Source organism: Mycolicibacterium novocastrense, from assembly GCF_001499835.1.
Taxonomy (GTDB): Bacteria; Actinomycetota; Actinomycetes; order Mycobacteriales; family Mycobacteriaceae; genus Mycobacterium; species Mycobacterium novocastrense.
In genome coordinates this window covers 32,690-58,739 of record NZ_LQIH01000002.1, presented here as the reverse complement: position 1 = coordinate 58,739, position 26,050 = coordinate 32,690, and the positions used below count along the sequence as shown (strand labels likewise).

Annotated in this window: 28 protein-coding genes; 15 read left to right on the top strand and 13 right to left on the bottom strand. The window is 68.6% G+C overall.

What is annotated here, in order from left to right:
* Positions 1-2: 2 nt before the first annotated feature.
* The 3 genes from AU072_RS03010 to AU072_RS03000 all read right to left on the bottom strand — a co-directional run bounded on the left by AU072_RS03010 (position 3) and on the right by AU072_RS03000 (position 3,005).
* Positions 3-1,112: a hypothetical protein gene (locus AU072_RS03010; protein WP_064412409.1), complete on the bottom strand. Its 1,110-nt coding sequence runs from the start codon at positions 1,110-1,112 to the stop codon at positions 3-5.
* Positions 1,109-2,506 (bottom strand): phosphomannomutase/phosphoglucomutase, encoded by a 1,398-nt coding sequence (locus AU072_RS03005; RefSeq protein WP_064412408.1) that lies wholly within the window; start codon positions 2,504-2,506, stop codon positions 1,109-1,111. The genes AU072_RS03010 and AU072_RS03005 overlap by 4 nt, the downstream gene beginning before the upstream one ends.
* 67 nt (positions 2,507-2,573) lie before the next feature.
* Positions 2,574-3,005 (bottom strand): DUF3499 domain-containing protein, encoded by a 432-nt coding sequence (locus AU072_RS03000; RefSeq protein WP_064412407.1) that lies wholly within the window; start codon positions 3,003-3,005, stop codon positions 2,574-2,576.
* 157 nt (positions 3,006-3,162) lie between these two features.
* Here AU072_RS03000 and AU072_RS02995 point away from each other — a divergent pair, with 157 nt between their 5' ends.
* Positions 3,163-3,585, top strand: coding sequence for a metallopeptidase family protein (locus AU072_RS02995; protein WP_064412512.1), 423 nt, complete (start codon positions 3,163-3,165; stop codon positions 3,583-3,585).
* A 9-nt stretch (positions 3,586-3,594) separates the two neighbouring features.
* On the opposite strand, the gene AU072_RS02990 is transcribed toward AU072_RS02995, so the two are convergent.
* Complete coding sequence (locus AU072_RS02990; RefSeq protein ID WP_174523700.1) at positions 3,595-3,864, bottom strand: WhiB family transcriptional regulator; 270 nt, start codon at positions 3,862-3,864, stop codon at positions 3,595-3,597.
* 437 nt (positions 3,865-4,301) lie between these two features.
* On the opposite strand from AU072_RS02990, the gene cofD reads away from it, so the two are divergent.
* From cofD to AU072_RS02975, 3 genes are read left to right on the top strand one after another with little or no spacing between them, the layout of a single operon-like run.
* Positions 4,302-5,321 (top strand): 2-phospho-L-lactate transferase, encoded by a 1,020-nt coding sequence (cofD, locus tag AU072_RS02985; protein WP_064412405.1) that lies wholly within the window; start codon positions 4,302-4,304, stop codon positions 5,319-5,321.
* Positions 5,318-6,727, top strand: coding sequence for a coenzyme F420-0:L-glutamate ligase (locus AU072_RS02980; protein ID WP_082680666.1), 1,410 nt, complete (start codon positions 5,318-5,320; stop codon positions 6,725-6,727). Before cofD ends, AU072_RS02980 begins: the two co-directional genes overlap by 4 nt.
* Positions 6,724-7,260 (top strand): NUDIX hydrolase, encoded by a 537-nt coding sequence (locus AU072_RS02975; RefSeq protein WP_064412403.1) that lies wholly within the window; start codon positions 6,724-6,726, stop codon positions 7,258-7,260. Before AU072_RS02980 ends, AU072_RS02975 begins: the two co-directional genes overlap by 4 nt.
* A gap of 56 nt (positions 7,261-7,316) precedes the next feature.
* On the opposite strand, the gene manB is transcribed toward AU072_RS02975, so the two are convergent.
* The 3 genes from manB to rfbD are packed head-to-tail and all read right to left on the bottom strand — an operon-like array spanning position 7,317 to position 10,186.
* The gene (gene manB / locus AU072_RS02970) at positions 7,317-8,393 is read right to left on the bottom strand and encodes a mannose-1-phosphate guanylyltransferase ManB (RefSeq protein WP_064412402.1); all 1,077 of its coding nucleotides are present in this window, start codon (positions 8,391-8,393) and stop codon (positions 7,317-7,319) included.
* Positions 8,393-9,277: a glycosyltransferase family 2 protein gene (locus AU072_RS02965; RefSeq protein ID WP_064412401.1), complete on the bottom strand. Its 885-nt coding sequence runs from the start codon at positions 9,275-9,277 to the stop codon at positions 8,393-8,395. Before AU072_RS02965 ends, manB begins: the two co-directional genes overlap by 1 nt.
* 18 nt (positions 9,278-9,295) lie before the next feature.
* On the bottom strand, positions 9,296-10,186 hold the full coding sequence (rfbD, locus tag AU072_RS02960) for a dTDP-4-dehydrorhamnose reductase (RefSeq protein WP_064412511.1): 891 nt from the start codon (positions 10,184-10,186) through the stop codon (positions 9,296-9,298).
* Between the two features lie 67 nt (positions 10,187-10,253).
* Here rfbD and AU072_RS02955 point away from each other — a divergent pair, with 67 nt between their 5' ends.
* From AU072_RS02955 to AU072_RS02945, 3 genes are all read left to right on the top strand, one after another.
* Positions 10,254-11,720: an LCP family protein gene (locus AU072_RS02955; RefSeq protein ID WP_064412400.1), complete on the top strand. Its 1,467-nt coding sequence runs from the start codon at positions 10,254-10,256 to the stop codon at positions 11,718-11,720.
* Positions 11,708-12,448: a TIGR03089 family protein gene (locus tag AU072_RS02950; RefSeq protein WP_064412399.1), complete on the top strand. Its 741-nt coding sequence runs from the start codon at positions 11,708-11,710 to the stop codon at positions 12,446-12,448. The genes AU072_RS02955 and AU072_RS02950 overlap by 13 nt, the downstream gene beginning before the upstream one ends.
* Before the next feature lie 66 nt (positions 12,449-12,514).
* Positions 12,515-13,948, top strand: a complete 1,434-nt coding sequence (locus tag AU072_RS02945) for a multicopper oxidase family protein (RefSeq protein ID WP_064412398.1) — start codon at positions 12,515-12,517, stop codon at positions 13,946-13,948.
* A gap of 21 nt (positions 13,949-13,969) precedes the next feature.
* Here AU072_RS02945 and AU072_RS02940 read toward each other — a convergent pair whose 3' ends face one another.
* The 3 genes from AU072_RS02940 to AU072_RS02930 are packed head-to-tail and all read right to left on the bottom strand — an operon-like array spanning position 13,970 to position 16,911.
* The gene (locus tag AU072_RS02940; protein ID WP_064412397.1) at positions 13,970-15,133 is read right to left on the bottom strand and encodes an acyl-CoA dehydrogenase; all 1,164 of its coding nucleotides are present in this window, start codon (positions 15,131-15,133) and stop codon (positions 13,970-13,972) included.
* Positions 15,134-15,185: 52 nt separating this feature from the next.
* The gene (gene purE, locus AU072_RS02935) at positions 15,186-15,698 is read right to left on the bottom strand and encodes a 5-(carboxyamino)imidazole ribonucleotide mutase (RefSeq protein ID WP_064412396.1); all 513 of its coding nucleotides are present in this window, start codon (positions 15,696-15,698) and stop codon (positions 15,186-15,188) included.
* Positions 15,691-16,911 (bottom strand): 5-(carboxyamino)imidazole ribonucleotide synthase, encoded by a 1,221-nt coding sequence (locus AU072_RS02930; RefSeq protein WP_268874544.1) that lies wholly within the window; start codon positions 16,909-16,911, stop codon positions 15,691-15,693. The genes purE and AU072_RS02930 overlap by 8 nt, the downstream gene beginning before the upstream one ends.
* A gap of 103 nt (positions 16,912-17,014) precedes the next feature.
* On the opposite strand from AU072_RS02930, the gene AU072_RS02925 reads away from it, so the two are divergent.
* The gene (locus tag AU072_RS02925; RefSeq protein ID WP_064412395.1) at positions 17,015-17,692 is read left to right on the top strand and encodes a GtrA family protein; all 678 of its coding nucleotides are present in this window, start codon (positions 17,015-17,017) and stop codon (positions 17,690-17,692) included.
* Here AU072_RS02925 and AU072_RS02920 read toward each other — a convergent pair.
* Together AU072_RS02920 and AU072_RS02915 are read right to left on the bottom strand one after the other, a co-directional pair.
* Positions 17,647-18,165 carry a PH domain-containing protein gene (locus tag AU072_RS02920; protein WP_064412394.1) on the bottom strand — a complete coding sequence of 173 codons (519 nt, stop codon included), beginning with the start codon at positions 18,163-18,165 and terminating at the stop codon, positions 17,647-17,649. The genes AU072_RS02925 and AU072_RS02920 overlap by 46 nt on opposite strands.
* Positions 18,166-18,185: 20 nt before the next feature.
* Positions 18,186-18,992, bottom strand: a complete 807-nt coding sequence (locus AU072_RS02915) for a biotin--[acetyl-CoA-carboxylase] ligase (protein ID WP_064412393.1) — start codon at positions 18,990-18,992, stop codon at positions 18,186-18,188.
* Between the two features lie 142 nt (positions 18,993-19,134).
* Here AU072_RS02915 and AU072_RS02910 point away from each other — a divergent pair, with 142 nt between their 5' ends.
* From AU072_RS02910 to AU072_RS02880, 7 genes are all read left to right on the top strand, one after another.
* Positions 19,135-20,775: an acyl-CoA carboxylase subunit beta gene (locus AU072_RS02910; protein WP_064412392.1), complete on the top strand. Its 1,641-nt coding sequence runs from the start codon at positions 19,135-19,137 to the stop codon at positions 20,773-20,775.
* Complete coding sequence (locus tag AU072_RS02905; RefSeq protein WP_064412391.1) at positions 20,772-21,047, top strand: acyl-CoA carboxylase epsilon subunit; 276 nt, start codon at positions 20,772-20,774, stop codon at positions 21,045-21,047. The genes AU072_RS02910 and AU072_RS02905 overlap by 4 nt, the downstream gene beginning before the upstream one ends.
* Entirely contained in the window at positions 21,044-21,685 is a 642-nt protein-coding gene (locus AU072_RS02900) for a Maf family protein (protein ID WP_064412390.1), read from the top strand. The genes AU072_RS02905 and AU072_RS02900 overlap by 4 nt, the downstream gene beginning before the upstream one ends.
* A 37-nt stretch (positions 21,686-21,722) precedes the next feature.
* The gene (locus AU072_RS02895; RefSeq protein WP_064412389.1) at positions 21,723-22,619 is read left to right on the top strand and encodes a sulfurtransferase; all 897 of its coding nucleotides are present in this window, start codon (positions 21,723-21,725) and stop codon (positions 22,617-22,619) included.
* The gene (locus AU072_RS02890; protein ID WP_064412388.1) at positions 22,616-23,029 is read left to right on the top strand and encodes a SufE family protein; all 414 of its coding nucleotides are present in this window, start codon (positions 22,616-22,618) and stop codon (positions 23,027-23,029) included. The genes AU072_RS02895 and AU072_RS02890 overlap by 4 nt, the downstream gene beginning before the upstream one ends.
* A gap of 201 nt (positions 23,030-23,230) precedes the next feature.
* Positions 23,231-25,030, top strand: coding sequence for an acetyl-CoA carboxylase biotin carboxylase subunit (locus AU072_RS02885; protein ID WP_064412387.1), 1,800 nt, complete (start codon positions 23,231-23,233; stop codon positions 25,028-25,030).
* Positions 25,031-25,080: 50 nt separating this feature from the next.
* The gene (locus AU072_RS02880) at positions 25,081-25,410 is read left to right on the top strand and encodes a hypothetical protein (RefSeq protein WP_064412386.1); all 330 of its coding nucleotides are present in this window, start codon (positions 25,081-25,083) and stop codon (positions 25,408-25,410) included.
* A gap of 2 nt (positions 25,411-25,412) precedes the next feature.
* On the opposite strand, the gene AU072_RS02875 is transcribed toward AU072_RS02880, so the two are convergent.
* Positions 25,413-25,946, bottom strand: coding sequence for a nucleotidyltransferase family protein (locus AU072_RS02875; protein ID WP_064412385.1), 534 nt, complete (start codon positions 25,944-25,946; stop codon positions 25,413-25,415).
* Positions 25,947-26,050 lie beyond the last annotated feature (104 nt).

Below are 26,050 nucleotides of genomic sequence, written 5' to 3'. Positions count from 1 at the left end.
GGCTAACCTCGAACTAACTTCAGGTAGACGGCGGTCATCTCCAAGCGGACGGCGAGCATGGCCAACTGTTGTTCCATGCTGCCCGCCGCCGTCGACGCGTCCGGCACCGCTGCCGCCTCCGGCAGTTCGGGCACGTCCTGGGCGCTGAGCACATCGACGTCGTCCAGATCCCCTGCCCGCGCAGCGACGAACGGCTGCTCCGCGTCGGTGGTGAGCACGAATGTCCGCATACGCCGGGGAAGCGGGCCGTCGATCTGCTCGTCGTGGAACATCGACCGCTCCCGGTCGGCCGCCGACGTGCCACCCATGCCACCGCGCAGCACCACCAGCGCATCGGCGAAGCCGGCCGCGGCGACGACTCGGTGGGCGATGCGCAGCAGGATGGCCGCACAGTGGCGAGCCACCGCCAGCGTCGCCGCGCTGTCGCCGGCCAGCACCACTTCGCGGTCCGACATCCGTTCGGCCAGTGTCTTGGCCGGGTTGGTGAACAGCTCTCGGTTCGCGCTGTTGCGCAGCGCCTCGGCGTCGAGTTCGTCGGCCAGTGCGTCCAGATCGACGTGCATCGTCGGATCGACGGCGTCGAGTGTGGCCAGCCCGGCGGCGAGGTAGCGCACGAACCCGAACTCGTCGGGCACCCACACCCTGGGCGGCAACACCGCCGCGCGCCCGGCCGCGACGTCGCGTAGCGGCCCTTCAAATGGCGCAACCACCACCACTCGCGCGCCGCGACGCACTCCGGTGGCGGCCGCGTTCACCAGAGCGGGATCGCCAGGGTCGTCGCCCGCGACGACCAAGACGTCCAGCGGACCGATCCACGGCGGGACCTCGGAGGCCACGACGATGGGCGCGGCCACCGATCCGCCCCATGCCGAAGCGAGCAGCGCTCCGGCAGTCTCCGCATTGCCGCGACCGGCGACCCAGATCAACGTGCGCGGTGTCCCGTCGCTGCGCAGCGATTCGAGTTCGCCCTCCGCGAGCGCGGCGGCGGTGGAACGCACCTGGGCGCCGGCCATCGACGCCGCGCGCAGCAGTCCGTCGCGGTCGGCTCCGAGCAGGGCGTCGACGTCGTCGAGATCGATGGTCGCGGCCGAGGAAGACGGTCCGGTGGTCACGTGACCACCTCGGAGTCGGAAGGGACCCGCCCACGAACGGTTTCGGAGACCTGTCCGACGATCTGGTCGACCTCGTCGGTGGTGCGGGCTTCGACGTTGAGCCGCAGCAGCGGTTCGGTATTGGACATCCGCAGGTTGAACCAGGCGCCCTCACCGAGATCGACGGTCACACCGTCGAGGTGGTCGATCGAGTGGATTCGGTCGCCGAATGCCTTGAGCACCTCGTCCACACACCGCTCGGCATCGGTGACGGTGAAGTTGATCTCGCCGGACGCCTCGTAGCGCTGATAGTCGGCCATCATCTCCGACAGCGGCCGGTGTTGTTCGCCGAGCGCGGCCAACACGTGCAGGGCGGCCAGCATGCCGGAGTCGGCACCCCAGAAGTCGCGGAAGTAGTAGTGCGCCGAGTGCTCGCCACCGAAGATCGCACCGGTCTCGGCCATCAGCGCCTTGATATAGGAGTGCCCGACGCGGCTGCGGACCGGCGTACCGCCCCGCTCGGTCACCAGTTCGGGCACCGCCCGCGAGGTGATCAAGTTGTGAATAACCGTGGCGCCGATCTCCCTGCCGAGTTCCCGCGCGGCGACCAACGCGGTCACCGCTGACGGCGAGACCGGATGCCCCTTCTCGTCGACCACGAAACACCGGTCGGCGTCGCCGTCGAACGCCAGGCCGATGTCGGCGCCGGTTTGTAGGACGAAAGCCTGCAGATCGGTCAGGTTGGCCGGATCCAGCGGATTGGCTTCGTGATTGGGGAAGGTGCCGTCGAGTTCGAAGTACAGCGGCGCCAGTGTGATCCCCGAGATCGGACCCAACACCGCGGGCGTGGTGTGGCCGGCCATGCCGTTGCCCGCGTCGACGGCGACCTTGAGCGGTCGCATATCGGCCAGGCTCACCAGCGAGCGCAGAAACTCGCCGTAGTCGGCCAACACGTCGCGGTCGCCGACCGTGCCGCGCGCACCGTCGTAGCCGGGAACACCGTCGATCACCTCGTCGGCGATGGTCCCCAGCCCGGTGTCCTTGCCCACCGGTTTGGCGCCGGCACGACAGAGCTTGATGCCGTTGTAGGCGGCCGGGTTGTGGCTGGCGGTGAACATCGCGCCGGGGCAGTCCAGAAGTCCCGACGCGAAGTACAGCTGGTCGGTCGAGGCGAGTCCGATCCGCACCACATCGAGGCCCTGGGCGGTCACGCCGTCGGCGAATGCGTCCGCCAGTGCGGGTGAGCTGGCGCGCATGTCGTAGCCGATGACCATTTGCGACGCGTTGTCCCGCACGAGACGGGCGAAGGCGCCGCCGACGTCGGCGACGAACGGCTCGTCGAGCTCGGTACCGACCAGGCCGCGCACGTCATAGGCCTTGATGACGCGATGAACCGCCGCGGCGGGCCGGGACATTAGGACTCCTTGTGACACGGACTACTACTGGCGCCAGCCTAACGGTCCGGCCAGACGGGCACGTCGTCTAGTCGGTGGGGTCCGGCAGCACCCGCAGATGGCCACGGCGACGGCCGTTGGACTCGGGCCGCCGCGCGGGCGGTGCCATCAGCGAGCCTCCGGGCGCGCCGGTGACGGGGTCGGAGAATCCCGTGTTGAAGCCCGGCGCCATCCGGTTGAGCGGCGGAGCGACGTCACGCCCCTCCCGGACCGCATCCGCGAGCGCGACGAGATCGTCGTCGTCGGGATGTGAGGGCAGTGGGCCGGCGTGGCGCACCAGTTCCCAGCCGCGGGGCGCGGTGACGCGGCCGGCGTGCACGACGCACAGGTCCCATGAGTGCGGTTCGGCCACCGTCGCGAGGGGGCCGACGACCGCCGTGGAGTCGGCGTAGACGAATGTCAGCGTCGCGACCGCATAGTGCGGACACCCGGGCCGGCAGCAGCGACGGGGAACGTTCACAGCGGAAGGCTATCGTGGCCGCACCCCGCACGCCGCCGGACACGCGCAGCCTGCCGACGGCCGATCTCGAACCGTTACGATCCAGTTCATCGCGCACGAAAGGAGCACCCAAGCGGTGGCCAAGCGTGGACACATGCGCGCGCGCCGGGGCCGCGAGATGCGCGGGCCGTTACTCCCCCCGACGGTGCCGGGCTGGCGCAGTCGCGCCGAGAAGTTCGACATGGCGGTGCTGGAGGCATACGAGCCGATCGAGCGGCGTTGGCAGGACAGGCTGGCGCAACTCGACGTGGCGGTCGACGAGATACCACGGATCGCGCCCAAGGATCCCGAGAGTGTGCAGTGGCCGCCGGAGGTGATCGCCGACGGGCCGATCGCACTGGCCCGGCTGATCCCGGCGGGCGTGGACGTCAGGGGGAACGCCACACGCGCACGAATTGTGCTGTTTCGCAAGCCAATCGAGCGGCGGGCCAAGGATTCCGTCGAACTCGAGGAGCTGCTACATGAAATCCTGGTGGCTCAGGTCGCCACATATCTGGGCGTCGAGCCTTCCGTCATCGACCCGACCATCGACGACGATTGAGCGCGCGGCTCAGATGATTCCGCGCTTGAGGCGGCGACGCTCGCGCTCGGACAGGCCGCCCCAGATCCCGAAGCGCTCATCGTGCGCCAGGGCGTACTCCAGGCAGGCGTCGCGCACTTCGCAGCCCTGGCAGATGCGCTTGGCCTCGCGCGTCGAGCCGCCCTTCTCCGGAAAGAACGCCTCGGGGTCGGTTTGGGCGCACAGCGCCTTCTCCTGCCAGAGTTCGTCCTCCGGTGTCAGTGCCGGCGCCACATCGATCGGATCGGGCACCAGACTCAACTGGGGACGCCGCGGCGTCTCGAGCGGTGCCGGTTCCGAATGGGCGTGCGGCGCGCTGTCTACTGAGCCGAAGACTCGGCTGTCGAACCGAACCAGACGATCGAAATCGCCGTACTCAAAAGACATCTTCCGCCTCCTCACCTGGTCTCGTTGATCCCCTATAAGTGGCCCACCGGAACGTGGAACACTTCCAATTCGAACAAGTGATCGAATCTCGGTCTGCGGCACCGGAACCGGATGGCCTACCGGGAAATGACACTGCTGTGATTACACACGCGTCAGTCGCCCTGGTCAAGCTCTAGAACAGGAATTCATACCATTCCGTGATCGAAATACGGCGAGTCGTGACCTCGGCGTGTCCATCACACTCCCGTCCGCCGGGCCGGCCCCACTCCTGCCCGTACCGGATTCGCTCGGACGGCCTACCCTCGATCGATGTGAAGGTCACCGTACTGGTCGGCGGCGTCGGTGGCGCCCGCTTCCTGCTCGGCGTGCAACACCTGTTGGGGCTGGGGCAATTTCGTGGCACCGAAGGTACTGCTGGGACTGATGATACTGCTGAGCACCAACTTACTGCAGTGGTCAATGTGGGCGACGACGCATGGATGTTCGGCGTGCGGATCTGTCCGGATCTCGACACCTGCATGTACACCCTCGGCGGCGGCATCGATCCCGAACGCGGCTGGGGCCACCGCAATGAAACCTGGCACGCCAAGGAGGAACTCGCGGCCTACGGCGTCCAACCCGACTGGTTCGGACTCGGCGACCGGGATCTGGCGACACATCTCGTGCGCAGCCAGATGTTGCGCGCGGGTTATCCGCTCTCGCAGGTGACCGAGGCGTTGTGCTCGAGGTGGGCGCCCGGGGCCCGGCTGCTGCCGGCCAGTGACGACCGCAGCGAAACACACGTCGTGATCACCGATCCCGGGCCCGGCCAGTATGCCGGCGAGAAGCGCGCCATCCACTTTCAGGAGTGGTGGGTGCGGTACCGCGCGAAAGTACCAACGCACAGCTTCGCTTTCGTCGGCGCGGAGAAGGCCACCGCCGGACCGGGCGTCGCCGAGGCCATCGAATCGGCCGACGTCGTCCTCATCGCGCCCTCGAACCCGGTGGTGAGCATCGGGGCGATCCTCGCCGTACCCGGTATCCGCGGCGCACTGCGGTCGACACCGGCGCCGGTCGTGGGCTACTCCCCGATCATCGGCGGAAAGCCGTTGCGGGGCATGGCCGATGAATGCCTGTCGGTGATCGGCGTGCCGAGTACGTCACAAGCCGTCGGCAGGCACTACGGAGCGCGCTCCGGCGTCGGGATCCTCGACGGCTGGCTGGTGCACGAGGGGGACGGCGCACAGATCGACGGCGTCGAGGTCCGCGCGGTGCCGCTGCTCATGACCGATCCCGAGGTGACCGGCGAGATGGTCCGCGCCGGAATGGATTTGGCAGGCATCAAGCCATGAGCGGCGACCATGCCCCAACGGCGCCGCCGAGCGGCGACCATGCCCCAACGGCGCCGCCGAGCGGCGACCATGGCTCCGCGGCCGCCGTGGAACTCCTGCCCGTTCACGGCCTACCCGAGTTCCGGCCCGGCGACGACCTCGCCGCGGCGATCGCCACGGCCGCCCCGTGGCTGCGCGACGACGACATCGTCGTGGTCACGAGCAAGGTGATGTCGAAGTGCGAGGGCCGCATCGTCGATGCGCCGATCGACCCCGACGAACGCGACGTGCTGCGGCGCAGGCTCATCGACGCCGAGGCGGTTCGCGTGCTGGCGCGCAAAGGCCGCACGCTGATCACCGAGAACGCGATCGGCCTGGTCCAGGCCGCCGCGGGCGTCGACGGCTCCAACGTCGACTCCGCTGAACTCGCGCTGTTGCCAACCGATCCCGATGCCAGTGCCGCCGCACTGGCCTCGGGTCTGCGCGAGCGGCTCGGCGTAACGGTCGGCGTCGTCGTCACCGACACCATGGGCCGGGCGTGGCGCAACGGACAGACCGACGTCGCGATCGGCGCGGCGGGCGTGACCGTGCTGCACGGTTACGGCGGTTCGGTCGACCGGCACGGCAACGAACTGATCGTCACCGAGATCGCGGTCGCCGACGAGATCGCCGCGGCCGCGGATCTGGTGAAAGGCAAGCTGACCGACATCCCGGTCGCGGTGGTGCGCGGGCTGCGGTTGCCCGACGACGGTTCCACTGCGCGCCGGCTGGTACGGGCGGGCGAGGAGGACCTGTTCTGGCTCGGCACCGAGGAGGCCATCGCGCTCGGCAGGAGCCAGGCACAACTGCTGCGCCGGTCGGTGCGCCGCTTCACGGCCGAGCCCGTGGACCCCGCGATCGTGGAATCGGCTGTCGCCGAGGCCCTCACCGCGCCGGCACCGCATCACACCCGACCGGTGCGGTTCGTGTGGTTACAGGATCCCGCCCGACGGTCGGTGCTGCTGGATCGGATGAAAGACAAATGGCGCGCCGACCTGTCCGCCGACGGGCGTCCCGCCGACGCCGTCGAACGTCGCGTCGAGCGCGGCCGAATCCTCTACGACGCGCCGGAAGTGGTCATCCCGTTCCTGGTGCCCGACGGTGCGCACAGCTACCCGGACGCCGACCGTACGGCCGCAGAGCACACGATGTTCACCGTCGCGGTCGGCGCGGCGGTGCAGGCGCTGCTGGTGGCATTGGCCGTGCGGGGCGTCGGCAGCTGCTGGATCGGGTCGACGATCTTCGCCCCCGACATCGTCCGCGAGGAACTCGACCTGCCCGACGACTGGGAACCGTTGGGCGCGATCGCGATCGGCTACTCGCAGGACGAGACGCCGTCCGGTCCGCGGTCTCCCGTGCCGACCGACGGACTGCTGGTTCGCAAGTGAGCCTGCACGCTTCGGCGGTCGAGATCCTGACCCGTTGGCACGCACCGGATCCCGCACAGGACACCCTGCGGCACGCGGTGTTGGCGTTCCTGGCGGCTCGACCCGACGGTTGTCTGCGCCAATGCGCCCCCGGCCACGTCACCGGGTCGGCGCTCGTGCTCGACCACACCGGCACGCGCGCGCTGCTGACCCTGCACCCCCGATTCGGGCGATGGCTGCAACTCGGCGGGCATTGCGAGCCGACCGATTCCGATGTCGTGGCGGCCGCGCTGCGAGAAGCCACCGAGGAGTCCGGCATCGGGAATCTCACGATCGACCCGACCATGGCCGCACTGCACGTGCACCCCGTCACGTGTTCGCTCGGGGTGCCGACCCGTCACCTCGACATGCAGTTCGTCGTGCACGCCCCCGCCGGTGCTGAAATCGCGGTGAGCGACGAGTCTCTGGATTTGCGGTGGTGGCCGCTGGACGCGCTACCCGAAGATTGCGATTTCGGCCTCACGCAGTTGGCGGCGGCCGCCCGTCATCGGTGATTTCGGTGTCCAAACGCTCGCTCAGCGACTGTGCGAGCACCGAAAACCACTCCGCGTTATACGTCGGTGGAGAACCGTATTCCGCCGTCGGGAATCGTCACCCCCGGCCACACGCGGGCACCGCGAAGGAGTTCGCAGCGGGCGCCGATGTCGGCGCCGTCGCCGATCACGCCGTCGCGGATCAGCGCGCGCGGGCCGATTCGGGCACCGAACCCGACGATCGAGCGTTCGATCACCGCACCGGCGCCCACCCGCGCGCCGTCGAAGATGACCGCGCCGTCCAGCCGTGCGCCACCGGCGATCTCGGCGCCGCGACCGACCACCGCGCCACCGATCAACAACGCCCCGGGAGCGACGCTGGCGCCGTCGTGCACCAGCTTTTCACCGCGGTGCCCGCCCAGCGCGGGTGACGGCGCGATACCACGCACCAGATCCGCCGACCCCCGTACGAAATCCTCCGGTGTGCCCATGTCGCGCCAGTACGTGGAGTCGACGTAGCCGCACACCCGAAGCCCGTCGGAGAGCAGGCCCGGAAACACCTCGCGTTCGACCGAAAGCGCCCGGCCCTTGGGTATGCGCTCGATCACCTCGCGCTTGAACACATAGCAGCCCGCGTTGATCTGATCGGTCGGCGGGTCCTGCGTCTTCTCGAGGAAGGCGGTCACCATTCCGTCGGAATCGGTTGGCACGCAACCGAATGCGCGCGGGTCACCGACGCGCACCAGGTGCAGCGTCACGTCGGCGGCGTTGCTCTCATGTGAGTCCAGCAGCGCGCGAAGGTCGGCCCCGGACAACACGTCGCCGTTGAACACAAGCGCGGTGTCGTGGCGCAACTTTCCGGTGACGTTCGCGATGCCGCCGCCGGTGCCCAGTGGTTCGGTCTCGACGACGTATTCGATCTGCAAACCGAATTTGGAACCGTCGCCGAACTCGGATTCGAACACCGCCGCCTTATACGACGTGCCCAGCACGACGTGTTCGATACCGGCCTCGGCGATGCGCGACAGCAGGTGTGTCAGGAACGGCAGGCCGGCGGTCGGCAGCATCGGCTTGGGCGCGGACAGCGTCAGCGGTCGCAGCCGGGTGCCCAGACCGCCGACGAGGATGACGGCGTCGACGTGTGCGGGGTTCACTAGCGCCGTCCTTTCGCCCGTTTGCGTCGTGAGTTGCGGACCACCAGGCCCGCACGCGCGGCGAGCGAGCTTCGGATCGTCCACCGCAGCGGACCCTGCCACCACCTGGGGTATCGATCCGCGAGGAAAGTGTAGGTGCTGGTGTGATGGGCGGCCAAGTTGCGCGCGGGGTCCTTGCCGGTCGCGTGACCCTTGTCGTGCAAAACCTCGGCGGCCGGGACGTACACGTTCTGCCAACCCGCCCGCGACAGCCGATCACCCAGGTCGACGTCCTCCATGTACATGAAATAGCGCTCGTCGAAGCCCGAGATCTCCTCGAACGCCGACCGGCGCAGCAACAGACACGATCCCGACAGCCAGCCGACCGCGCGTTCGCTGGGCTCCCGGCGCTCCTGACGGTATTCGGCGGTCCACGGATTGGACTTCCAGAACGGCCCCACGACGGCGTGCATGCCGCCGCGCACCAGGCTGGGCTGGTGCCGGGCCGACGGGTACACCGAACCGTCCGGATCGCGGATCAGCGGGCCGAGCGAACCGGCACGCGGCCAGCGTGCGGCGGCCTCCAATAGGATGTCGATGGAGTGTGGGCCCCACTGCACGTCGGGGTTGGCCACGATGAAGAAGTCGTTGTTGTCCGAGTCCTTCAGATACTCGGCGACCGCGCGGTTCACCGCGCTGCCGTACCCGAGATTGCCGCCGGTGGGCAGCAATCGGGCGTTGGGATAGCGCGCGAGCGCCTCTTCGGGTGCGCCGTCGGTGGAGCCGTTGTCGGCCATCACTACTGTCACCGGCCGGTCGGTGGCGTGCGACAGCGACGCCAGAAACCGGTTGAGGTGCGGACCCGGTGAGTACGTCACCGTGACGACGACCAACTCGTCACTCATGTGGCACCGGTTCCGAACTCACGGCGTCGAGGGTATCGGGCCGCCACGCCCGTACCGCGACAGCGCATCGGCCAACGCCTCGCGCCACGGCCGCAGCGGCGCCAGGCCCGCCTCGGCGGACCGTCGGCCCGACAGCGCCGTATACGCCGGGCGCCGCGCGGGCCGCGGCTTGTCGGCGCTGGCGACGGGCCGTACCCGCTCGGGGTCGGCGCCGACGGCCTCGAAGACCGCCCGCGCCTGGTCGTAGCGGCTGGCCTCACCGACGTTGGCCGCGTGCAGCACCGGTGCACGGATCGCGCCGTCGGCGATCTCCAGCAGCGCCGAGGCGAGATCACCGGCGTAGGTCGGAGACGCCATCTGGTCGGCCGCCGCCTCGACCGGGTCCTCACCGGCGGCCTTGCGGCGCATGGTCGCGGCGAAGTCGGTTCCGTCGGCGCCCTCGTACACCCACGACGTCCGCACGACGTGGGCGCCGGGTAGGGCGGCCAACACGGCCCGCTCCCCGGCGAGTTTGGTGCGGCCGTAGACGTTCACCGGCCCCGTCTCGTCGTCGATCTCATACGGGTGGCGCGCTGTGCCGGAGAACACGTAGTCGGTCGAGATGTGGACCAGGCGGGCTCCGACCGAGTTGCATGCCCGCGCGAGATGAGCCGGCCCGTCCGCGTTGACCGCGTGCGCGCGGTCCGGTTCGGCCTGCGCCGCGTCCACATCGGTGACCGCGGCGCAGTTGATCACCACATCCCCGGCCTCGATGACACGCTGGGCGGCCGCCGGGTCGGTGACGTCGAGCTCCGACGACGTCAGCGCCAGTACCTCGCGGCCCTGCTCACGAGCTTGACCTGCAAGAACCCGACCGACCATGCCGCCCGCGCCGGGTATGACGATCCTGCCCGGTCCGCGAGAAGTCATGGTCACGAGTCTGGCACGCCGAGGCGCGCTACCCGCTTAGCGCCCATCTCGCCAGTAGCCTGGGCTGATGCCCGGTCGAATGCTCCGTGTCATCGCCGTGTCCGCGGCCTTGGCGATCGTGGTCGGCACCGGAGTCGCGTGGGGCAAGATCCGCTCGTTTGAATCCGGCATCAACCACATCTCGTCGATCGCGCTCGGAGAGGGCGGCGAAGACGGCGCGATCGACATCCTGCTCGTCGGTATGGACAGCCGCACCGACGCGCACGGCAATCCGCTGTCCCAGGAGGAACTGGCGACGCTGCGGGCGGGCGACGACGAAGCCACGAACACCGACACGATCATCCTGATCCGCGTCCCCAACAACGGGAAGTCCGCCACCGCCATCTCGATCCCCCGCGACTCCTATGTCGAGGCGCCCGGTATCGGCAAGATGAAGATCAACGGCGTGTACGGCTCGGAACACCTCGAGAAGATGACCGAGCTCGTCGAGCAGAAGGGCATGGACCCGGCCGAAGCCGAACCGCAGGCGACCGAAGCCGGGCGCGAAGCCCTGATCAAGACCGTGGCCAACCTCACCGGCGTCACCGTCGACCATTACGCCGAGGTCGGCCTGCTGGGCTTCGCGCTGATCACCGATGCCCTCGGCGGCGTCAACGTGTGCTTGAAAGAGCCTGTGTACGAACCGCTCTCGGGAGCCGACTTCCCTGCGGGCTGGCAGAAGCTGAACGGCCCGCAGGCGTTGAGCTTCGTCCGGCAGCGCCACGATCTGCCGCGCGGCGACCTCGACCGGGTGACGCGCCAGCAGGCGGTGATGGCTTCCCTTGCGCACGAGGTGATCTCCGGCAAGACGTTGTCGAGTCCGGCCACCCTGAACCGGCTGCAGGACGCCGTGCAGCGCTCCGTCGTGCTCTCCGACGGTTGGGACGTCATGCAATTCGCCGACCATCTGCAGAAGCTGGCCGCCGGAAACGTCGCGTTCGCCACCATTCCGGTGCTGCAGGAGAACGGCTGGAGCGACGACGGAATGCAAAGCGTCGTGCGGGTCGACGCCACCGAGGTCAAGAGTTGGGTCGAAGGCCTGTTGCACGAGCAGGACGAGGGTAAGACCGAGGAGATCGCCTACTCGCCCGACAAGACCACCGTGGAGGTCGTCAACGCCACCGAGGTCAACGGTCTGGCCGCCGCGGTGTCGCAGGTGCTGGCCAACAAGGGGTTCACCCCCGGCGCGACGGGCAACCACGAAGGCGACCCGGTGGCCAGCAGCCAGGTGCGCGCCAACAAGACCGATGACCTTGGCGCACAGGCCGTCTCGAAGGATCTGGGCGGATTGGCGATCGTCGAGGACCCATCGGTGGGCCCGGGGCACGTGCGCGTCGTGCTGGCCGACGACTACACCGGCCCGGGTTCCGGTCTGGACGGCAGCAGCGTTCCGACGCTCACGACCGATTCCGTGGCCGTCGGTTCGACCCAGACCGCCCCGCCCCCGTCGCCGATCCTGACCGCCGGATCCGACGATCCGGAATGCGTCAACTAACGTCGAGCAGCGTGACGACAGTCAGCGGGGCAATTCTCGACCCGCTCATGGCCTCCGACCCCGCCGGCCCCCGCATAACCTACTACGACGATGCGAGCGGCGAACGCATCGAGTTGTCCACCGCCACGCTTGCCAACTGGGCGGCCAAGACCGCCAACCTGTTACGCGACGAGTTGGGCGCAGGCCCGTCGTCTCGCATCGCGGTCTTGCTGCCCGCGCACTGGCAGAGCGCCGCCGTGTACTTCGGGATCTGGTGGATCGGCGCCGAGGTGGTGCTCGGGGACGCATCCGCGGATTCGGGCGACGTCGCGCTGTGCACCGTGGACCGGTTGACCGAGGCGGACAACGCGGTCGGACTGGGTGAGGTTGCGGTGCTGTCGTTGGATCCGTTCGGCAAGCCCGCCGCTGATCTGCCGGTCGGCGTCACCGACTACGCCACCGCCGTACGGGTACACGGCGACCAGATCTCACCGGAGCGCATGCCCGGCCCGGCGCTCAACGGCCGCGGCGTCGACGAGGTCCTCGACGCGGCCCGCCAATCCGCGGCGGCACAGGGTCTCACCGCATCCGACCGCGTGCTGTCCAGCGCCGGATGGGACACCGCCGACGAACTCGTCGACCATATGCTGGCCGTCTTCGCCGTCGGCGCCTCGCTCGTGCAGGTGGCCCATCCCGACGCCGCGCTGGCCGACCGTCGACGGACAACCGAGAAGGTCACCAAGGGTTGAGCAGCCAGCGCGGCGAAATCACGCTTTCGCTGCCGTAGAGGCCCTCCCGGTGCCACGCTGGACGGCGTGATCGACCGGCGCGAATTCTTCGTGCTGTCGGCGGGCGTAACGGCCGCCGTCGTGAGCGGCTGTTCGTCGCGGACACCCGAACCGGCCTCGGCCGATCGGGCCACCGGCCCGGCATTCGACATCACGTTCACGCCCGCGGAGGCGGACGTCGACCTGGGCGGGGTCACCGTGCGCACCTGGGCGTACCGCGACCAGGTGCCCGGCCCGCAGATCCGCATCCGCAGAGGCGACAGGATGCGCGCACAGCTGGACAACGGGCTGCCCGCCCCGACCACCATCCACTGGCACGGCCTGGCCATCCCCAATGCCATGGACGGCGTGCCTGTGCTGACGCAGCCCGCCGTGCCCGCGGGCCAGTCGTTCACCTACGACTTCGTCGTGCCCGACGCCGGGACGTACTGGTATCACTCCCATGAGGGCACCCAACTCGACCGCGGGCTGTACGGCCCCCTGATCATCGAGGACCCCGCCGACGGCGCCGACTACGACGACGAACTTGTCGTGGTGCTCGACGATTGGGTCGATGGCACCGGGCGCACCCCCGACCAGGTCCTGGCGGACCTGAACAACGCGGGCATGCCGGCGATGCCGAACCTGCCGGACGCCGGCATCACCCCGGCCAGGCCGCTCGGCGACGACGGCGGCGACGTCACCTACCCTTACTACCTCATCAACGGGCGCGTGAGCGCCGATCCGCAGGTCGTCGATTACCGTGCCGGACAACGTATCCGGCTGCGGATCGTCAACGCCGGTTCGGACACCGCGTTCCAGGTCGGCGTGCCCGGGCACCCGCTGCGGGTGATCGCGACCGACGGGTTCCCGGTCGAGTCCACGCAGACCGATTCGGTCATCCTCGGGATGGGCGAACGGGCCGACGCGATCGTCACCCTGCAGACGTCGGCTCCAATCATCGCCGCGGCGTACCGCAAGGACGGCTACGCGCGACTCGACATGCGCGTCGACAACAAGGCCGCCGCCGGCAACATCGACGATTACGTCGCAACGCTGCGGACCCGGCCCCCGCTCGACACCGCGACGCTTGCGGCCACACCCGAGGTGAACCTGCCTAAGCGCACCGACCAACAGGTCATCGACATGCGGTTGGCCGGTCCGGTCGACGGCTACACCTGGACGATCAACGGACGCCGCTACGACCCGCCCCGCGACGGATACCCGGTCACGCGCGGCCAACGTGTTCGCATCCGCTATGTGAACTCATCGAAGATGTTTCACCCCATGCACTTACACGGGCACACGTTCCAGGTGATGGGAACCGAAGGTCCACGGGCTCGCAAGGACACGGTTCTGGTCGCGCCGCTGCGCACCGTCGACATCGACTTCGACACCGACAACCCGGGGCGCTGGATCGCCCACTGCCACAACACGTATCACCTCGAGGCCGGGATGGCCACGTTCATCGAGTACGCCTGAGCCAGCAGGCGAGCCCGGCGACTACTTCAGCAGCGCGCGCGACATCACCACGCGCTGAATCTGGTTGGTGCCCTCGTAGATCTGGGTGATCTTGGCGTCGCGCATGAACCGCTCGACGGGGAAGTCGGTGGTGTAGCCGTAACCGCCGAACAGTTGGACCGCGTTGGTGGTCACCTCCATCGCGACATCGGAGGCAAAGCATTTCGACGCCGAGGAGATGAATCCGAGATCGGGCTCGCCGCGTTCGGCGCGAGCGGCCGCGGAGTACACCGTCAGCCGGGCGGCCTCGATCTTCATCGCCATGTCGGCGAGCATGAACTGCACGGCCTGGAAGTCGCCGATCGGCTTGCCGAACTGCTTGCGCTCCTTGACATATGCGATGGACGCGTCGAGTGCGCCCTGCGCGATGCCGACCGCCTGCGCCCCGATCGTCGGGCGGGTGTGGTCCAAGGTCGCCAGCGCGGTCTTGAATCCGGTGCCCTCGTCGCCGATGATCCGGTCGGCCGGAATCCGGCAGTCCTCGAAGTACAACTCGGTGGTGGGCGATCCCTTGATGCCCATCTTCTTCTCCTTGGCGCCGACGGAGAAGCCCGGATCGTCCTTGTGCACCACGAACGCCGAGATGCCGTTGGCCTTCTTGTCCGGATCGGTCACCGCCATCACCGTGTACCACGTCGACTGGCCGCCGTTGGAGATCCAGCACTTGGCGCCGTTGAGCACCCACTCGTCACCCTCAAGGCGGGCCCTGGTGCGCATCGAGGCGGCGTCGCTGCCCGCCTCGCGCTCCGACAGCGCGTACGACGCAACGGCTTCACCGGCGGCGATCGACGGCAGCACCTGCTTCTTGAGTTCCTCGCTGCCGCGCAGCAGCAGCCCCATGGTGCCCAGCTTGTTGCAGATCGGGATTAGCGACGACGACGCGCACACCCGCGCGACCTCCTCGATCACGATGCACGCCGCGATCGAGTCGCCGCCCTGACCGCCGTACTCCTCGGGGATGTGGATGGCGGCCATGCCCGATGCGGTCAGCGCCTCGAGAGCCTCACTGGTGTAGCGCGCCTTCTCGTCGACGTCGGCCGCGTGCGGGGCGATCTCCTTCTCGCAGAGGTCGCGCAGCACCGCACGCAGTTCGTTGTGCTCGTCGGAGAGCCGAAAGAGGTCGAATGACGGGTTGCCGATGGCCATGAAAACTCCTTGCTACTCGCCGGTAACCCTACTCTCGCGGGTCCCGGTCGACCTATTCGCCGAGGAGGCGGTCGCGCAGCGCCGCGTCCTTCTGCAGCACCGTGTCGTGCAGGTCGGCCTGGAACTGTAGGACCCGCTTGCGCAGGCCCGCGTCCGCCGACCCCAGGATCCGCACCGCCAGCAAGCCCGCGTTGCGCGCGCCGCCGATCGACACCGTGGCCACCGGCACCCCGGCGGGCATCTGCACGATCGACAGCAGCGAGTCCAGGCCGTCGAGCTTGGCCAGCGGCACCGGAACGCCGATGACGGGCAGCGGGGTCGCCGACGCCACCATGCCGGGCAGATGGGCCGCCCCGCCGGCCCCGGCGATGATCACTTCGATGCCGCGGTCCGCGGCGCTCTGGGCGTACTCGAGCATGCGGACCGGTGTGCGGTGCGCGGAGACGACGCCGACCTCGAAGGGCACTTCGAACTCGGCCAGCGCGTGGGCGGCGTCCTCCATCACCGACCAGTCGCTGTCGCTGCCCATGATCAGGCCGACCCGCGGCGCAGGAGCACTACTCATGTGGGTCCCATCCGTCCGTCCATTCCGCGTGCGACAACCAGTGTGCCGCCCTGCCCGCGCGTTCGCGCACGTCGGCGACGAACGCGTCGTCGTCAAGAGAACCGGTGGCCGCGCCCAGGATGTTGACGTGACCGATCTTTCGCCCGGGGCGCTCGCCCTTGCCGTACAGATGCACCTTCGCGTCGGGCATCCTCGCGAACAGGTGGTGCAGCCGTTCGTCCATCGTCATCGTCGGTGTTTGTTGTGCGCCAATCACGTTGGCCATCACCGTCACTGGGACGATTTGCGCGGTGTCGCCCAGCGGATAGTCGAGCACCGCGCGCAGGTGCTGTTCGAACTGGCTGGTGTGCGCGCCGTCCATGGTCCAGTGACCGGAGTTGTGCGGACGCATCGCGAGCTCGTTGACCAGCAGGGTGCCGTCGACGGTTTCGAACAACTCGACGGCCAGCACCCCGACGACCCCGAGTTCGGAGGCCAGTCGCAAACCCAGTTGACCGGCCGCGCAGCGCAATTCGTCATCGAGGCCCGGTGCCGGTGCGATCACCTCGACGCAGATGCCGTCGCGCTGCACGGTTTCCACCACCGGCCACGCCGCGCCCTGCCCGAACGGGGAACGTGCCACCAGCGCCGCCAGTTCGCGCCGCATCGCGACCCTCTCCTCGACCATCACGTCCGCCCCGCCGTCCAGGTAGCGCTGCGCGGCCTCACGCGCCTCGGCGACGTCGCCGGCCAGCGTGACCCCGCGGCCGTCGTAACCGCCGCGCACGGTCTTGACGACGACGGGACCGTCGATGCGTGCGGCGAACGCGTCGATGTCGGACAGGTCGTCGACCGCTGCGAACCGCGGTACCGGCGCGCCGAGCGCTTCCAGCCTGCGGCGCATCACCAGCTTGTCCTGGGCGTGGATCAGCGCCGACGGTGGCGGAGCCACGTTCACACCGTCGGCCAGCAGCTTCTCCAGCAGTTCGGCGGGCACGTGCTCGTGGTCGAAGGTCAGCGCGTCGGCGCCGGAGGCGACACGGCGCAGCGCGTCAAGATCGGTGTGTGTGCCCAACACCACATCCGGGCTGACCTGAGCGGCCGGGTCGCCGGCGTCGACGGCGAGGACACGCAGCGTCTGACCGAGCGCGATCGCGGCCTGATGGGTCATCCTGGCCAGCTGACCACCGCCGACCATGGCCACCACAGGCGGTCCGTTGGGGTTCTGTGACACGTCCTCATGGTGTCATGACCACGCGGTGGGCCTGGTCCCCGTGTATCGGCTGGGACCTGCATGAGTACACGTAGAGTGCGGTATTTCCGTACACTGCCCTGTTGTGTCCTTTACCGATGCGACGATCGCGCGGCTGCCCGGTCCGGTACGGCCGTACTTCGAGCGGCATCACGAACTGATCAAGTTCGCGATCGTCGGCGCGACGACGTTCATCATCGACACGTCGGTCTTTTACACGCTCAAGCTCACCGTTCTGGAGCCCAAGCCGGTGACGGCCAAGATCATCGCCGGCATCGTCGCGGTGATCGCGTCCTACATCCTGAACCGCGAATGGAGCTTCCGGGACCGCGGTGGACGGGAGCGTCATCACGAGGCGCTGCTGTTCTTCGGCGTCAGCGGGGTCGGCGTGCTGTTGAGCATGGCCCCGCTGTGGATCTCCAGCTATGTGTTGATGCTGCGGGTGCCCGAAGTCAGCCTGACGGTGGAGAACATCGCCGACTTCATTTCTGCCTACATCATCGGCAACCTGCTGCAGATGGCGTTCCGGTTCTGGGCGTTTCGGCGCTGGGTGTTTCCCGACGAGTTCGGCCGCAATCCGGACCGGGCGATGGAGTCGCTCACCGCGGGCGGGCTGGCCGAACTCCTCGAGGACCATCACGAGGGCGTCGCCACCGAGCACGCCGAAGGGAACGTCACCCCGCTGCGCCGCCCCGGCCGCCGCGCCGGGCGCGCCGCTCAGCTGGGCGACTCCTCCGAGCCCAGGGTGTCGAAGACCTCGTGATACAGCAGCGAGTGGACCCGTTCCACTCGCGGGATGTCGTGAAACTCGAGCGGGTCCTGCGCCGCTGACTCGATGATCAACGTGCCGGTCCGCAGCATGCGGTCCAGCAGCCCGTGCCGGAACTCGACGCTGTTGATTCGCGCCAGCGGGATGTCGATACCCGAGCGGGTCAGCACCCCGTGCCGGAACATCACCCGCCGGTCGGTGATCACGAAGTGCGTCGTCCACCAATTCAGGAACGGCCAGATTGTCAGCCACCCGACGACCACCAGCCAGATCGCACCGATCACGATCAGCACGACGTTGCGGGCCGTCTGATCCCAATCCATCGTGTTGACGTATCCGGCGCCGAACGCGGCCAGCGCCGTCACCAGGAGCAACACCAGGACCGGCCCGATGAGCCGTTTCCAATGCGGATGGCGGTGTAGCACCACCTGCTCGTCGGAGGCGAGCACATTGTCGGGGTAACCCATGCGATGACCTTAAAGCGAAATCACTGGTCGGGCCGGAGATGGACGATGTCGCCTGCGGAGACCGTCACCGACCGGCCGTCGGCCTCGATGACCAGCCGGCCCTGCTCGTCGACGTCTCGCGCCACGCCGACGACCTCCTGATCCCCGGGCAGCACGGCACGGACCCGCTGCCCCAGCGTGAGGCTGCGGGCGCGGTAGTCGGCGGCAAGGCCGGCGTCGGCGCCTGCGGCACGGGCCCAGGATTCGACGCGGTTGCCCAGTTCGTGCAGGAGCCGGACGAGCAGGCGTTGCCGGTCGGGTGCCGGGACGCCGAGGTCCACCAGCGATGTAACCCCCTCGACGCCGATGTCCTCGCCGCGCAGCGAGACGTTGAGCCCGACGCCGACCACGACGGCCTGTTGACCGCCGGCGACCTCGGCCAGGATCCCCGCCAGCTTGCCGCCTCCGGCGAGGACGTCGTTGGGCCACTTCAGGCCCGCGGTCACACCCGTGTCGGCCACGGCGTCGACGACGGCGACCCCGGTCGCCAGCGGCAGCCACCCCCACGCGGAGCTGGGCACCGCGGTCGCGTCGAGGCCCACCGACACCGTGATCTGCGCGTACGGTACCGCCGACCAGCTGCGGCCCCGGCGGCCACGGCCCGCGGTCTGGTTCTCGGCGATCAGCACGGCACCGGCGATGGGCTCGCCGCGCCCGGCGGCCGCGATCAGGTCGGCGTTGGTCGAGCCGGTCTCGGCCACCACGTCGATACGCCGCCACACGCGCGAACCGGCGAACACCTGCTCCCGCAACGCCTCGACATCAAGGGGAGCCCGGTGCGCGGTCATCGGAATCGGACTCCCATCTTCGGACTCGTTCGGCCCTCACTACTACCACCGACGGCTGCGCGCGCGGTGCGCAAGGCAGCTTAAGGGGACCTTAAGGACGCGCCGTCGGTCGCGCACCGGGCGTTCGTTAGCATCGACCACCATGACCTCCGTTCAGAAGCCGTCGGTCGAGCCGTCAGGCGAACACGAGATCGACATCCACACCACCGCGGGCAAGCTGGCCGATCTGCGCAGGCGCACCGAGGAGACCTTGCACCCGGTCGGCGAGGAAGCGGTCGAGAAGACACACGCCAAAGGCAAGCTCACCGCTCGCGAACGCATCCTGGCGTTGCTCGACGAGGGGTCCTTCGTCGAACTGGACGCGCTGGCCCGTCACCGAAGCACCAACTTCGGGATGGAGGCCAACCGCCCGCTCGGTGACGGCGTGGTGACCGGTTACGGCACCATCGACGGCCGCGAGGTGTGCATCTTCAGCCAGGACGCGACGGTCTTCGGCGGCAGCCTCGGCGAGGTGTACGGCGAAAAGATCGTCAAGGTCCAGGAACTCGCGATCAAGACCGGCAGGCCGTTGATCGGCATCAACGACGGTGCGGGCGCGCGCATCCAAGAGGGCGTCGTCTCACTTGGCTTGTACAGCAACATCTTCCACAACAACATCCTGGCCTCCGGCGTGATCCCGCAGATCTCGCTGATCATGGGTGCCGCGGCGGGCGGCCATGTGTACTCCCCCGCGCTGACCGACTTCGTGATCATGGTCGACCAGACCAGCCAGATGTTCATCACCGGACCCGACGTCATCAAGACCGTCACCGGTGAAGAAGTGACGATGGAGGAACTCGGCGGCGCGCACACCCACATGGCGAAGTCGGGGCTGGCGCACTATGTGGCCTCCGGCGAGCAGGATGCGTTCGACTATGTGCGCGAACTGCTTTCGTACCTGCCGAGCAACAACTACGCCGATCCGCCGCGCTACCCGGAGGCGGTGCCCGAGGGGCCGATCGAGGACAACCTCACCGACGAGGACATCGAGCTGGACACGCTGATTCCGGACTCCCCGAACCAGCCCTACGACATGCACGAGGTCATCACCCGCATCCTCGACGAGGACGAGTTCCTCGAGGTGCAGGCCGGCTACGCGCAGAACATCATCGTCGGGTTCGGCCGCATCGAGGGCCGCCCGGTCGGAATCGTGGCCAACCAGCCGACCCAGTTCGCCGGCTGCCTGGACATCAACGCCTCGGAGAAGGCCGCGCGGTTCATCCGAACCTGTGACTGCTTCAACGTCCCGATCGTGATGCTGGTCGACGTGCCGGGCTTCCTGCCGGGCACCGGCCAGGAGTACAACGGCATCATCCGACGCGGCGCCAAGCTGCTCTACGCCTACGGCGAGGCCACCGTCGCCAAGATCACCGTGATCACCCGCAAGGCCTACGGCGGCGCCTACTGCGTCATGGGGTCCAAGGAGATGGGCGCCGACGTGAACGTCGCCTGGCCGACCGCGCAGATCGCGGTGATGGGCGCCTCGGGCGCCGTGGGCTTCGTGTACCGCTCGAAGCTCAAGGAAGCGGCCAAGAACGGCGAGGACGTCGACTCGTTGCGCCTGGAGTTGCAGCAGGAGTACGAGGACACGCTGGTCAACCCGTACATCGCGGCCGAACGCGGTTACGTCGACGCGGTCATCCCGCCCTCGCACACGCGCGGCTACGTCGCGAACGCACTGAGGCTGCTGGAGCGCAAGATCACGCAGATTCCGCCCAAGAAGCACGGGAACATTCCACTGTGAGCGGGGCGACCGAGAACGACGTGGAGGCCGACGTGACGGACAGCGGCGCGCAGCAGGATCACGAGGCGCACATCCAGGTCGTCAGGGGTGAGCCCAGCACCGACGAGCTCGCAGCGCTGATCGCGGTGCTCGCCGCCGCGTCGAGCGCGCCGTCCGAGCCGCGCGAGCAGGAAGAGAACCTCTGGGGTCATCCGGTGGACCGGCTGCGGTACACGCCGTTCAGCTGGCAGCGGGTGACGCTCGTGGAACGGGCACACATGCGCCGTCGATGACGCGCGTCGTCCTCGCCTCGGCGTCGCCCGGACGCCGAAAGGTGTTGCGGCAGGCCGGAATCGACCCCCTGATCGTGGTGTCCGGTGTCGACGAGGACGCGGTCGTCGCCGGGCTTGACGATGCGGCGACACCCGCGCAGGTGACGGTCGCCCTCGCCACGGCCAAGGCCGACGCGGTGGTCGCCGAACTCGATCCGACGATCGGTGCCGACTGCGTCGTGATCGGCTGCGATTCCATGCTGTTCCGCGACGGGACGTTGGCCGGCAAGCCCGCGACGGCGGAGGCCGCGCTTGCCGGCTGGCAGCAGATGGCCGGCTCATCCGGTCAGCTCCACACGGGGCACTGCGTGATCCGCTTGCAGCACAACAGGATTGTGTGTCGGCTCGCCGAGGCCGAGTCCACCACCGTGCACTTCGCGTCGCCGTCGAGGGCCGATCTGGAGGCCTACATCGCCAGCGGGGAGCCGACGGCGGTGGCGGGAGGGTTCACCCTCGACGGTCTGGGCGGCTGGTTCATCGAGGGCGTGGTTGGTGACCCGTCGTCGGTGATCGGCATCGGGCTGCCCCTGGTCCGTGGCATGTTCGAGCGCGCCGGGCTGTCGTTGGCGGACCTGTGGCGCGACAACCCCCTCACCTGATCCCACGCGGCACGCGCGCCTCGGTAGGCTCGGGTTTGTGCCTCTGCCTGCCGATCCAGACCCCGCCCTGCAGTCATACGCCCATCCCGAGCGCCTGGTCACCGCCGACTGGTTGTCGGCGAACCTGGGCCGGCCGGGACTGGCCATCGTGGAGTCCGACGAGGACGTACTGCTCTACGACACCGGCCACATACCGGGTGCGGTCAAGATCGACTGGCACACCGACCTGAACGATCCCCACGTGCGCGACTACATCACCGGCGAACAGTTCGCCGACCTGATGAACCGCAAGGGCATCTCCCGCGACGACACGGTGGTGATCTACGGCGACAAGAGCAACTGGTGGGCGGCATACGCGCTCTGGGTGTTCACGCTGTTCGGCCACCCCGACGTCCGGCTGCTCAACGGCGGTCGCGACCTGTGGATCTCCGACGGCCGCGAGACCACGCTCGACGTGCCGAACAAGACAAGCACCGGCTACCCCGTCGTCGAGCGCGACGACGCACCCATCCGCGCGTTCAAGGAGGACGTGCTCGGCGCGCTCGGGAAGGCGCCCCTGATCGACGTCCGCTCGCCGCAGGAGTACACCGGGGAACGCACCCACATGCCCGACTATCCCGAGGAGGGCGCGCTGCGGGGCGGCCACATACCCACCGCACGTTCGATTCCGTGGGCCAAGGCGGCCGACGACAGCGGCCGGTTCCGCAGCCGTGCCGAACTCGAGGAGCTGTACGGCTTCCTGACTCCCGACGACGAGACGATCGTCTACTGCCGCATCGGTGAGCGTTCGAGCCACACCTGGTTCGTGCTGACCCATCTGCTGGGCCTGCCCGGCGTCCGCAACTACGACGGTTCGTGGACCGAATGGGGCAACGCGGTCCGGGTGCCCGTCACCGCCGGGTCCGAACCAGGGGATGTGCCGGGCTCCTCATGAGTGCAATGCCGGCCGCGCTGGCGGAGGTGGTGTCGGACTTCAAAGAGGTGCAGGGACAGGACAAGCTGCAACTGCTTCTGGAGTTCGCCAACGAGCTGCCTGCACTGCCCGCCGACCTCGAAGAGGCCGCGATGGAACCGGTGCCCGAATGCCAGTCGCCGTTGTTCCTCCACGTCGACGCCGACAACCGCGAGCATGTCCGGCTGTACTTCAGCGCGCCCGCCGAAGCGCCGACGACACGGGGGTTCGCCGCGATCCTGGCTGCGGGTCTGGACGACCACTCCGCCGACGAGATCCTGGCCGTGCCCGACGACTTCTACTCCGAACTGGGGCTCGCCGCTTTGATCAGCCCGCTGCGGTTGCGCGGGATGTCGGCGATGCTGGCCCGCATCAAGAAGCGGCTGCGCTGACGCCGACTGCCGAGCGATCACCGGTGTACAGAATGCGGGGCCGAGAACGTACCTGGGTCAGCGCTCGCGGATCCGTGGCAGCAACTGCCGTTTATTACTCGCGGGTATAGGGACCGGCTCGCCGAGACCTCAGCAGGGCCGCATAAACTCCGTCCGTTAGATTCTTAAAGACGTTTCTTAGACATGCCACCAGGAGGCGCAGTGCCCAGTCACGCCAGCTCGAAGATCTCCAAGGTGCTGGTCGCCAACCGCGGGGAGATCGCGGTCCGGGTGATCAGGGCCGCCAAGGACGCCGGGCTGCAGAGCGTGGCGGTGTACGCCGAACCCGACGCCGACGCCCCACACGTACGGCTCGCCGACGAGGCCTTCGCCCTGGGCGGGCAGACCTCGGCCGAGTCGTACCTGGTGTTCGAGAAGCTGCTCGACGCCGCCGAGAAGTCCGGAGCCAACGCGATTCACCCGGGCTACGGGTTCCTCTCCGAGAACGCCGACTTCGCGCAGGCGGTCCTCGACGCCGGCTTGATCTGGATCGGCCCCAGCCCGCAGTCGATCCGCGACCTCGGTGACAAGGTGACCGCCCGCCACATCGCCGCGCGCGCCAAGGCGCCGCTGGTGCCCGGCACCCCGGAACCGGTCAAGGACGCCGACGAGGTCGTCGCGTTCGCCAAGGAGTACGGCGTGCCGATCGCGATCAAGGCCGCGTTCGGCGGCGGTGGCCGCGGTATGAAGGTGGCCCGCACGATCGAGGAGATCCCCGAGCTCTACGAGTCGGCGGTCCGCGAGGCCGTCGCGGCGTTCGGTCGCGGTGAGTGCTTCGTCGAGCGCTACCTGGACAAGCCGCGCCACGTCGAAGCGCAGGTCATCGCCGACCAGCACGGCAACGTCGTGGTGGCGGGCACCCGCGACTGCTCGCTGCAGCGCCGCTTCCAGAAGCTGGTCGAGGAGGCGCCCGCACCGTTTTTGACCGATGCTCAGCGCAAAGAGATCCACGAGTCGGCCAAGCGCATCTGCAAGGAGGCCGGCTACTACGGCGCCGGCACCGTCGAGTACCTCGTCGGCCAGGACGGGCTGATCAGCTTCCTCGAGGTCAACACCCGTCTGCAGGTCGAGCATCCGGTAACCGAGGAGACCTCGGGCATCGACCTGGTGCGCCAGCAGTTCCGCATCGCCAACGGCGAGCCGCTCGACATCACCGAGGATCCGACGCCTCGCGGCCACTCCATCGAGTTCCGCATCAACGGTGAGGACGCCGGTCGCGGCTTCCTGCCCGCCCCCGGCCCGGTCACCAAGTTCGTGCCCCCGACCGGCCCCGGTGTGCGGCTGGATTCCGGCGTGGAGAGCGGTTCGGTGATCGGCGGTCAGTTCGACTCGATGCTGGCCAAGCTGATCGTCACCGGCGCCAACCGCCAAGAGGCCCTCGAGCGGTCCCGGCGCGCGCTCGACGAATTCACCGTCGAGGGCCTGGCCACGGTCATCCCGTTCCACCGGGCGGTCGTGTCGGACCCCGCCTTCATCGGCGATGACTCAGGCTTCACGGTGCACACCCGCTGGATAGAGACCGAGTGGGACAACACGATCGAGCCGTTCACCGGCGGCGATCCGATCGAGGAAGAGGACACCGTGCCGCGGCAGACCGTGGTCGTCGAGGTCGGCGGACGCCGGCTGGAGGTGTCCCTACCCGGTGACCTCGCGCTCGGCGGTGGCGGCGCTGCCGCGGCGGGGGGCAATGTCGTCCGGAAGAAGCCCAAGGCCCGCAAGCGCGGCGGCGGCGGCGGAGCGGCCGCCTCCGGTGACGCCGTGACCGCACCGATGCAGGGCACCGTGGTCAAGGTCGCCGTCGAGGAGGGCCAGGAGGTCTCCGCCGGTGACCTCGTCGTGGTGCTCGAGGCGATGAAGATGGAGAACCCGGTGACCGCGCACAAGGACGGCACGATCACCGGCCTGGCGGTCGAGCCCGGCGCAGCGATCACCCAGGGCACCGTCCTCGCCGAGATCAAGTGAATTCGGTGCGCAACCGATCGCGCAGCGAGCGTTAGCGCACCGAAATCACCATGGAGCCCGTCGAGATCAACGCCGGCGCATGGTATCTGCGCGCGCCGCGCGATGACGAGCTGATCGACGACGGCCCCGCGCTCGCTGAGATGGGCGAGACCGATTCCGGCTACATCGCTCGCTGTCGCGCGCAGTGGGCCTCCGACACCGCATACACCTGGGCGGTGTGCGAACCGACGACCGGCGAGATGCTGGCCGAGATCAGGCTCGACCCGCGGGCCGCGCTCCTGCGTACGCGATGCCGCCAGGGGTACGCCGACGCGGCCACGATCGCCGAGCATTCCGTGCGCCGCTTCGCGACGGCGATGCTGGGTCTCACGATCCGCTGACGTCAGCTCACGTCGATATCGCGACCCGTCGCCAGATCCGCACAATCCACCGCGACGACGTCGCGGGCCGCCAGAAACGAGCGTGCGCCCTCGTCGCCATGGACCTCTTCGAGCAGCGCCGCCCAGTGCCTGCGCGCGATCACCACCGGGTGGCCCGGCGATCGCCCGTAGCGGGCCCGCGCGAGACCCGACTCGGCGGTCATCGCCGCCGTGACCACCCGGCGCACCACGTCGGCTCCGACATCGGGCGTGTCGACGGTGTGCAGCACGGCATAGTCGGCCTCGACCGCCGAGAGCCCGGCCCGCAGCGATGCCGACAAACCGTCCGCCCAGGCCTCGGCGAACACGGCGCGCGCAGGCCGCGGGACCTCGACCACCGCCGCACCCAACACCACCACCACGTCGCCACATCCACCGTCACTCAATGCATTCACCGCTGCTCTGAGCCATTCACCTTGAGCAGCAAGCACTTTCGGCATCCCGTAACGGGTACCCGCACCTGCGGCCAGCAGCACACCGGCGACCTTCGGCGTCATCGCACCGGCCCGCGATGTGGCTGGAGTTTCGGCAAATTTGTCATAAATTCGGTGGTCTCGGCCGCTGTGACCAGCGGTTACGACGGTGGTCTGGATAGCGATTG

Bases quoted from the DNA above. Each gene is read 5' to 3' on its own strand.
- AU072_RS02910 (WP_064412392.1), top strand. From the start codon at position 19,135: ATGACCTCCGTTCAGAAGCCGTCGGTCGAGCCGTCAGGCGAACACGAG.
- AU072_RS03005 (WP_064412408.1), bottom strand. From the start codon at position 2,506: ATGTCCCGGCCCGCCGCGGCGGTTCATCGCGTCATCAAGGCCTATGAC.
- AU072_RS02995 (WP_064412512.1), top strand. From the start codon at position 3,163: ATGCGCGGGCCGTTACTCCCCCCGACGGTGCCGGGCTGGCGCAGTCGC.
- AU072_RS02950 (WP_064412399.1), top strand. From the start codon at position 11,708: ATGCGTCAACTAACGTCGAGCAGCGTGACGACAGTCAGCGGGGCAATT.
- AU072_RS02940 (WP_064412397.1), bottom strand. From the start codon at position 15,133: ATGGCCATCGGCAACCCGTCATTCGACCTCTTTCGGCTCTCCGACGAG.
- rfbD (WP_064412511.1), bottom strand. From the start codon at position 10,186: ATGACTTCTCGCGGACCGGGCAGGATCGTCATACCCGGCGCGGGCGGC.
- AU072_RS02920 (WP_064412394.1), bottom strand. From the start codon at position 18,165: ATGGGTTACCCCGACAATGTGCTCGCCTCCGACGAGCAGGTGGTGCTA.
- AU072_RS02965 (WP_064412401.1), bottom strand. From the start codon at position 9,277: ATGAGTGACGAGTTGGTCGTCGTCACGGTGACGTACTCACCGGGTCCG.
- AU072_RS02875 (WP_064412385.1), bottom strand. From the start codon at position 25,946: ATGACGCCGAAGGTCGCCGGTGTGCTGCTGGCCGCAGGTGCGGGTACC.
- AU072_RS02980 (WP_082680666.1), top strand. From the start codon at position 5,318: ATGAGCGGCGACCATGCCCCAACGGCGCCGCCGAGCGGCGACCATGCC.
- purE (WP_064412396.1), bottom strand. From the start codon at position 15,698: ATGAGTAGTGCTCCTGCGCCGCGGGTCGGCCTGATCATGGGCAGCGAC.
- AU072_RS02880 (WP_064412386.1), top strand. From the start codon at position 25,081: ATGGAGCCCGTCGAGATCAACGCCGGCGCATGGTATCTGCGCGCGCCG.
- AU072_RS02955 (WP_064412400.1), top strand. From the start codon at position 10,254: ATGCCCGGTCGAATGCTCCGTGTCATCGCCGTGTCCGCGGCCTTGGCG.
- AU072_RS02890 (WP_064412388.1), top strand. From the start codon at position 22,616: ATGAGTGCAATGCCGGCCGCGCTGGCGGAGGTGGTGTCGGACTTCAAA.
- AU072_RS02915 (WP_064412393.1), bottom strand. From the start codon at position 18,992: ATGACCGCGCACCGGGCTCCCCTTGATGTCGAGGCGTTGCGGGAGCAG.
- AU072_RS02900 (WP_064412390.1), top strand. From the start codon at position 21,044: ATGACGCGCGTCGTCCTCGCCTCGGCGTCGCCCGGACGCCGAAAGGTG.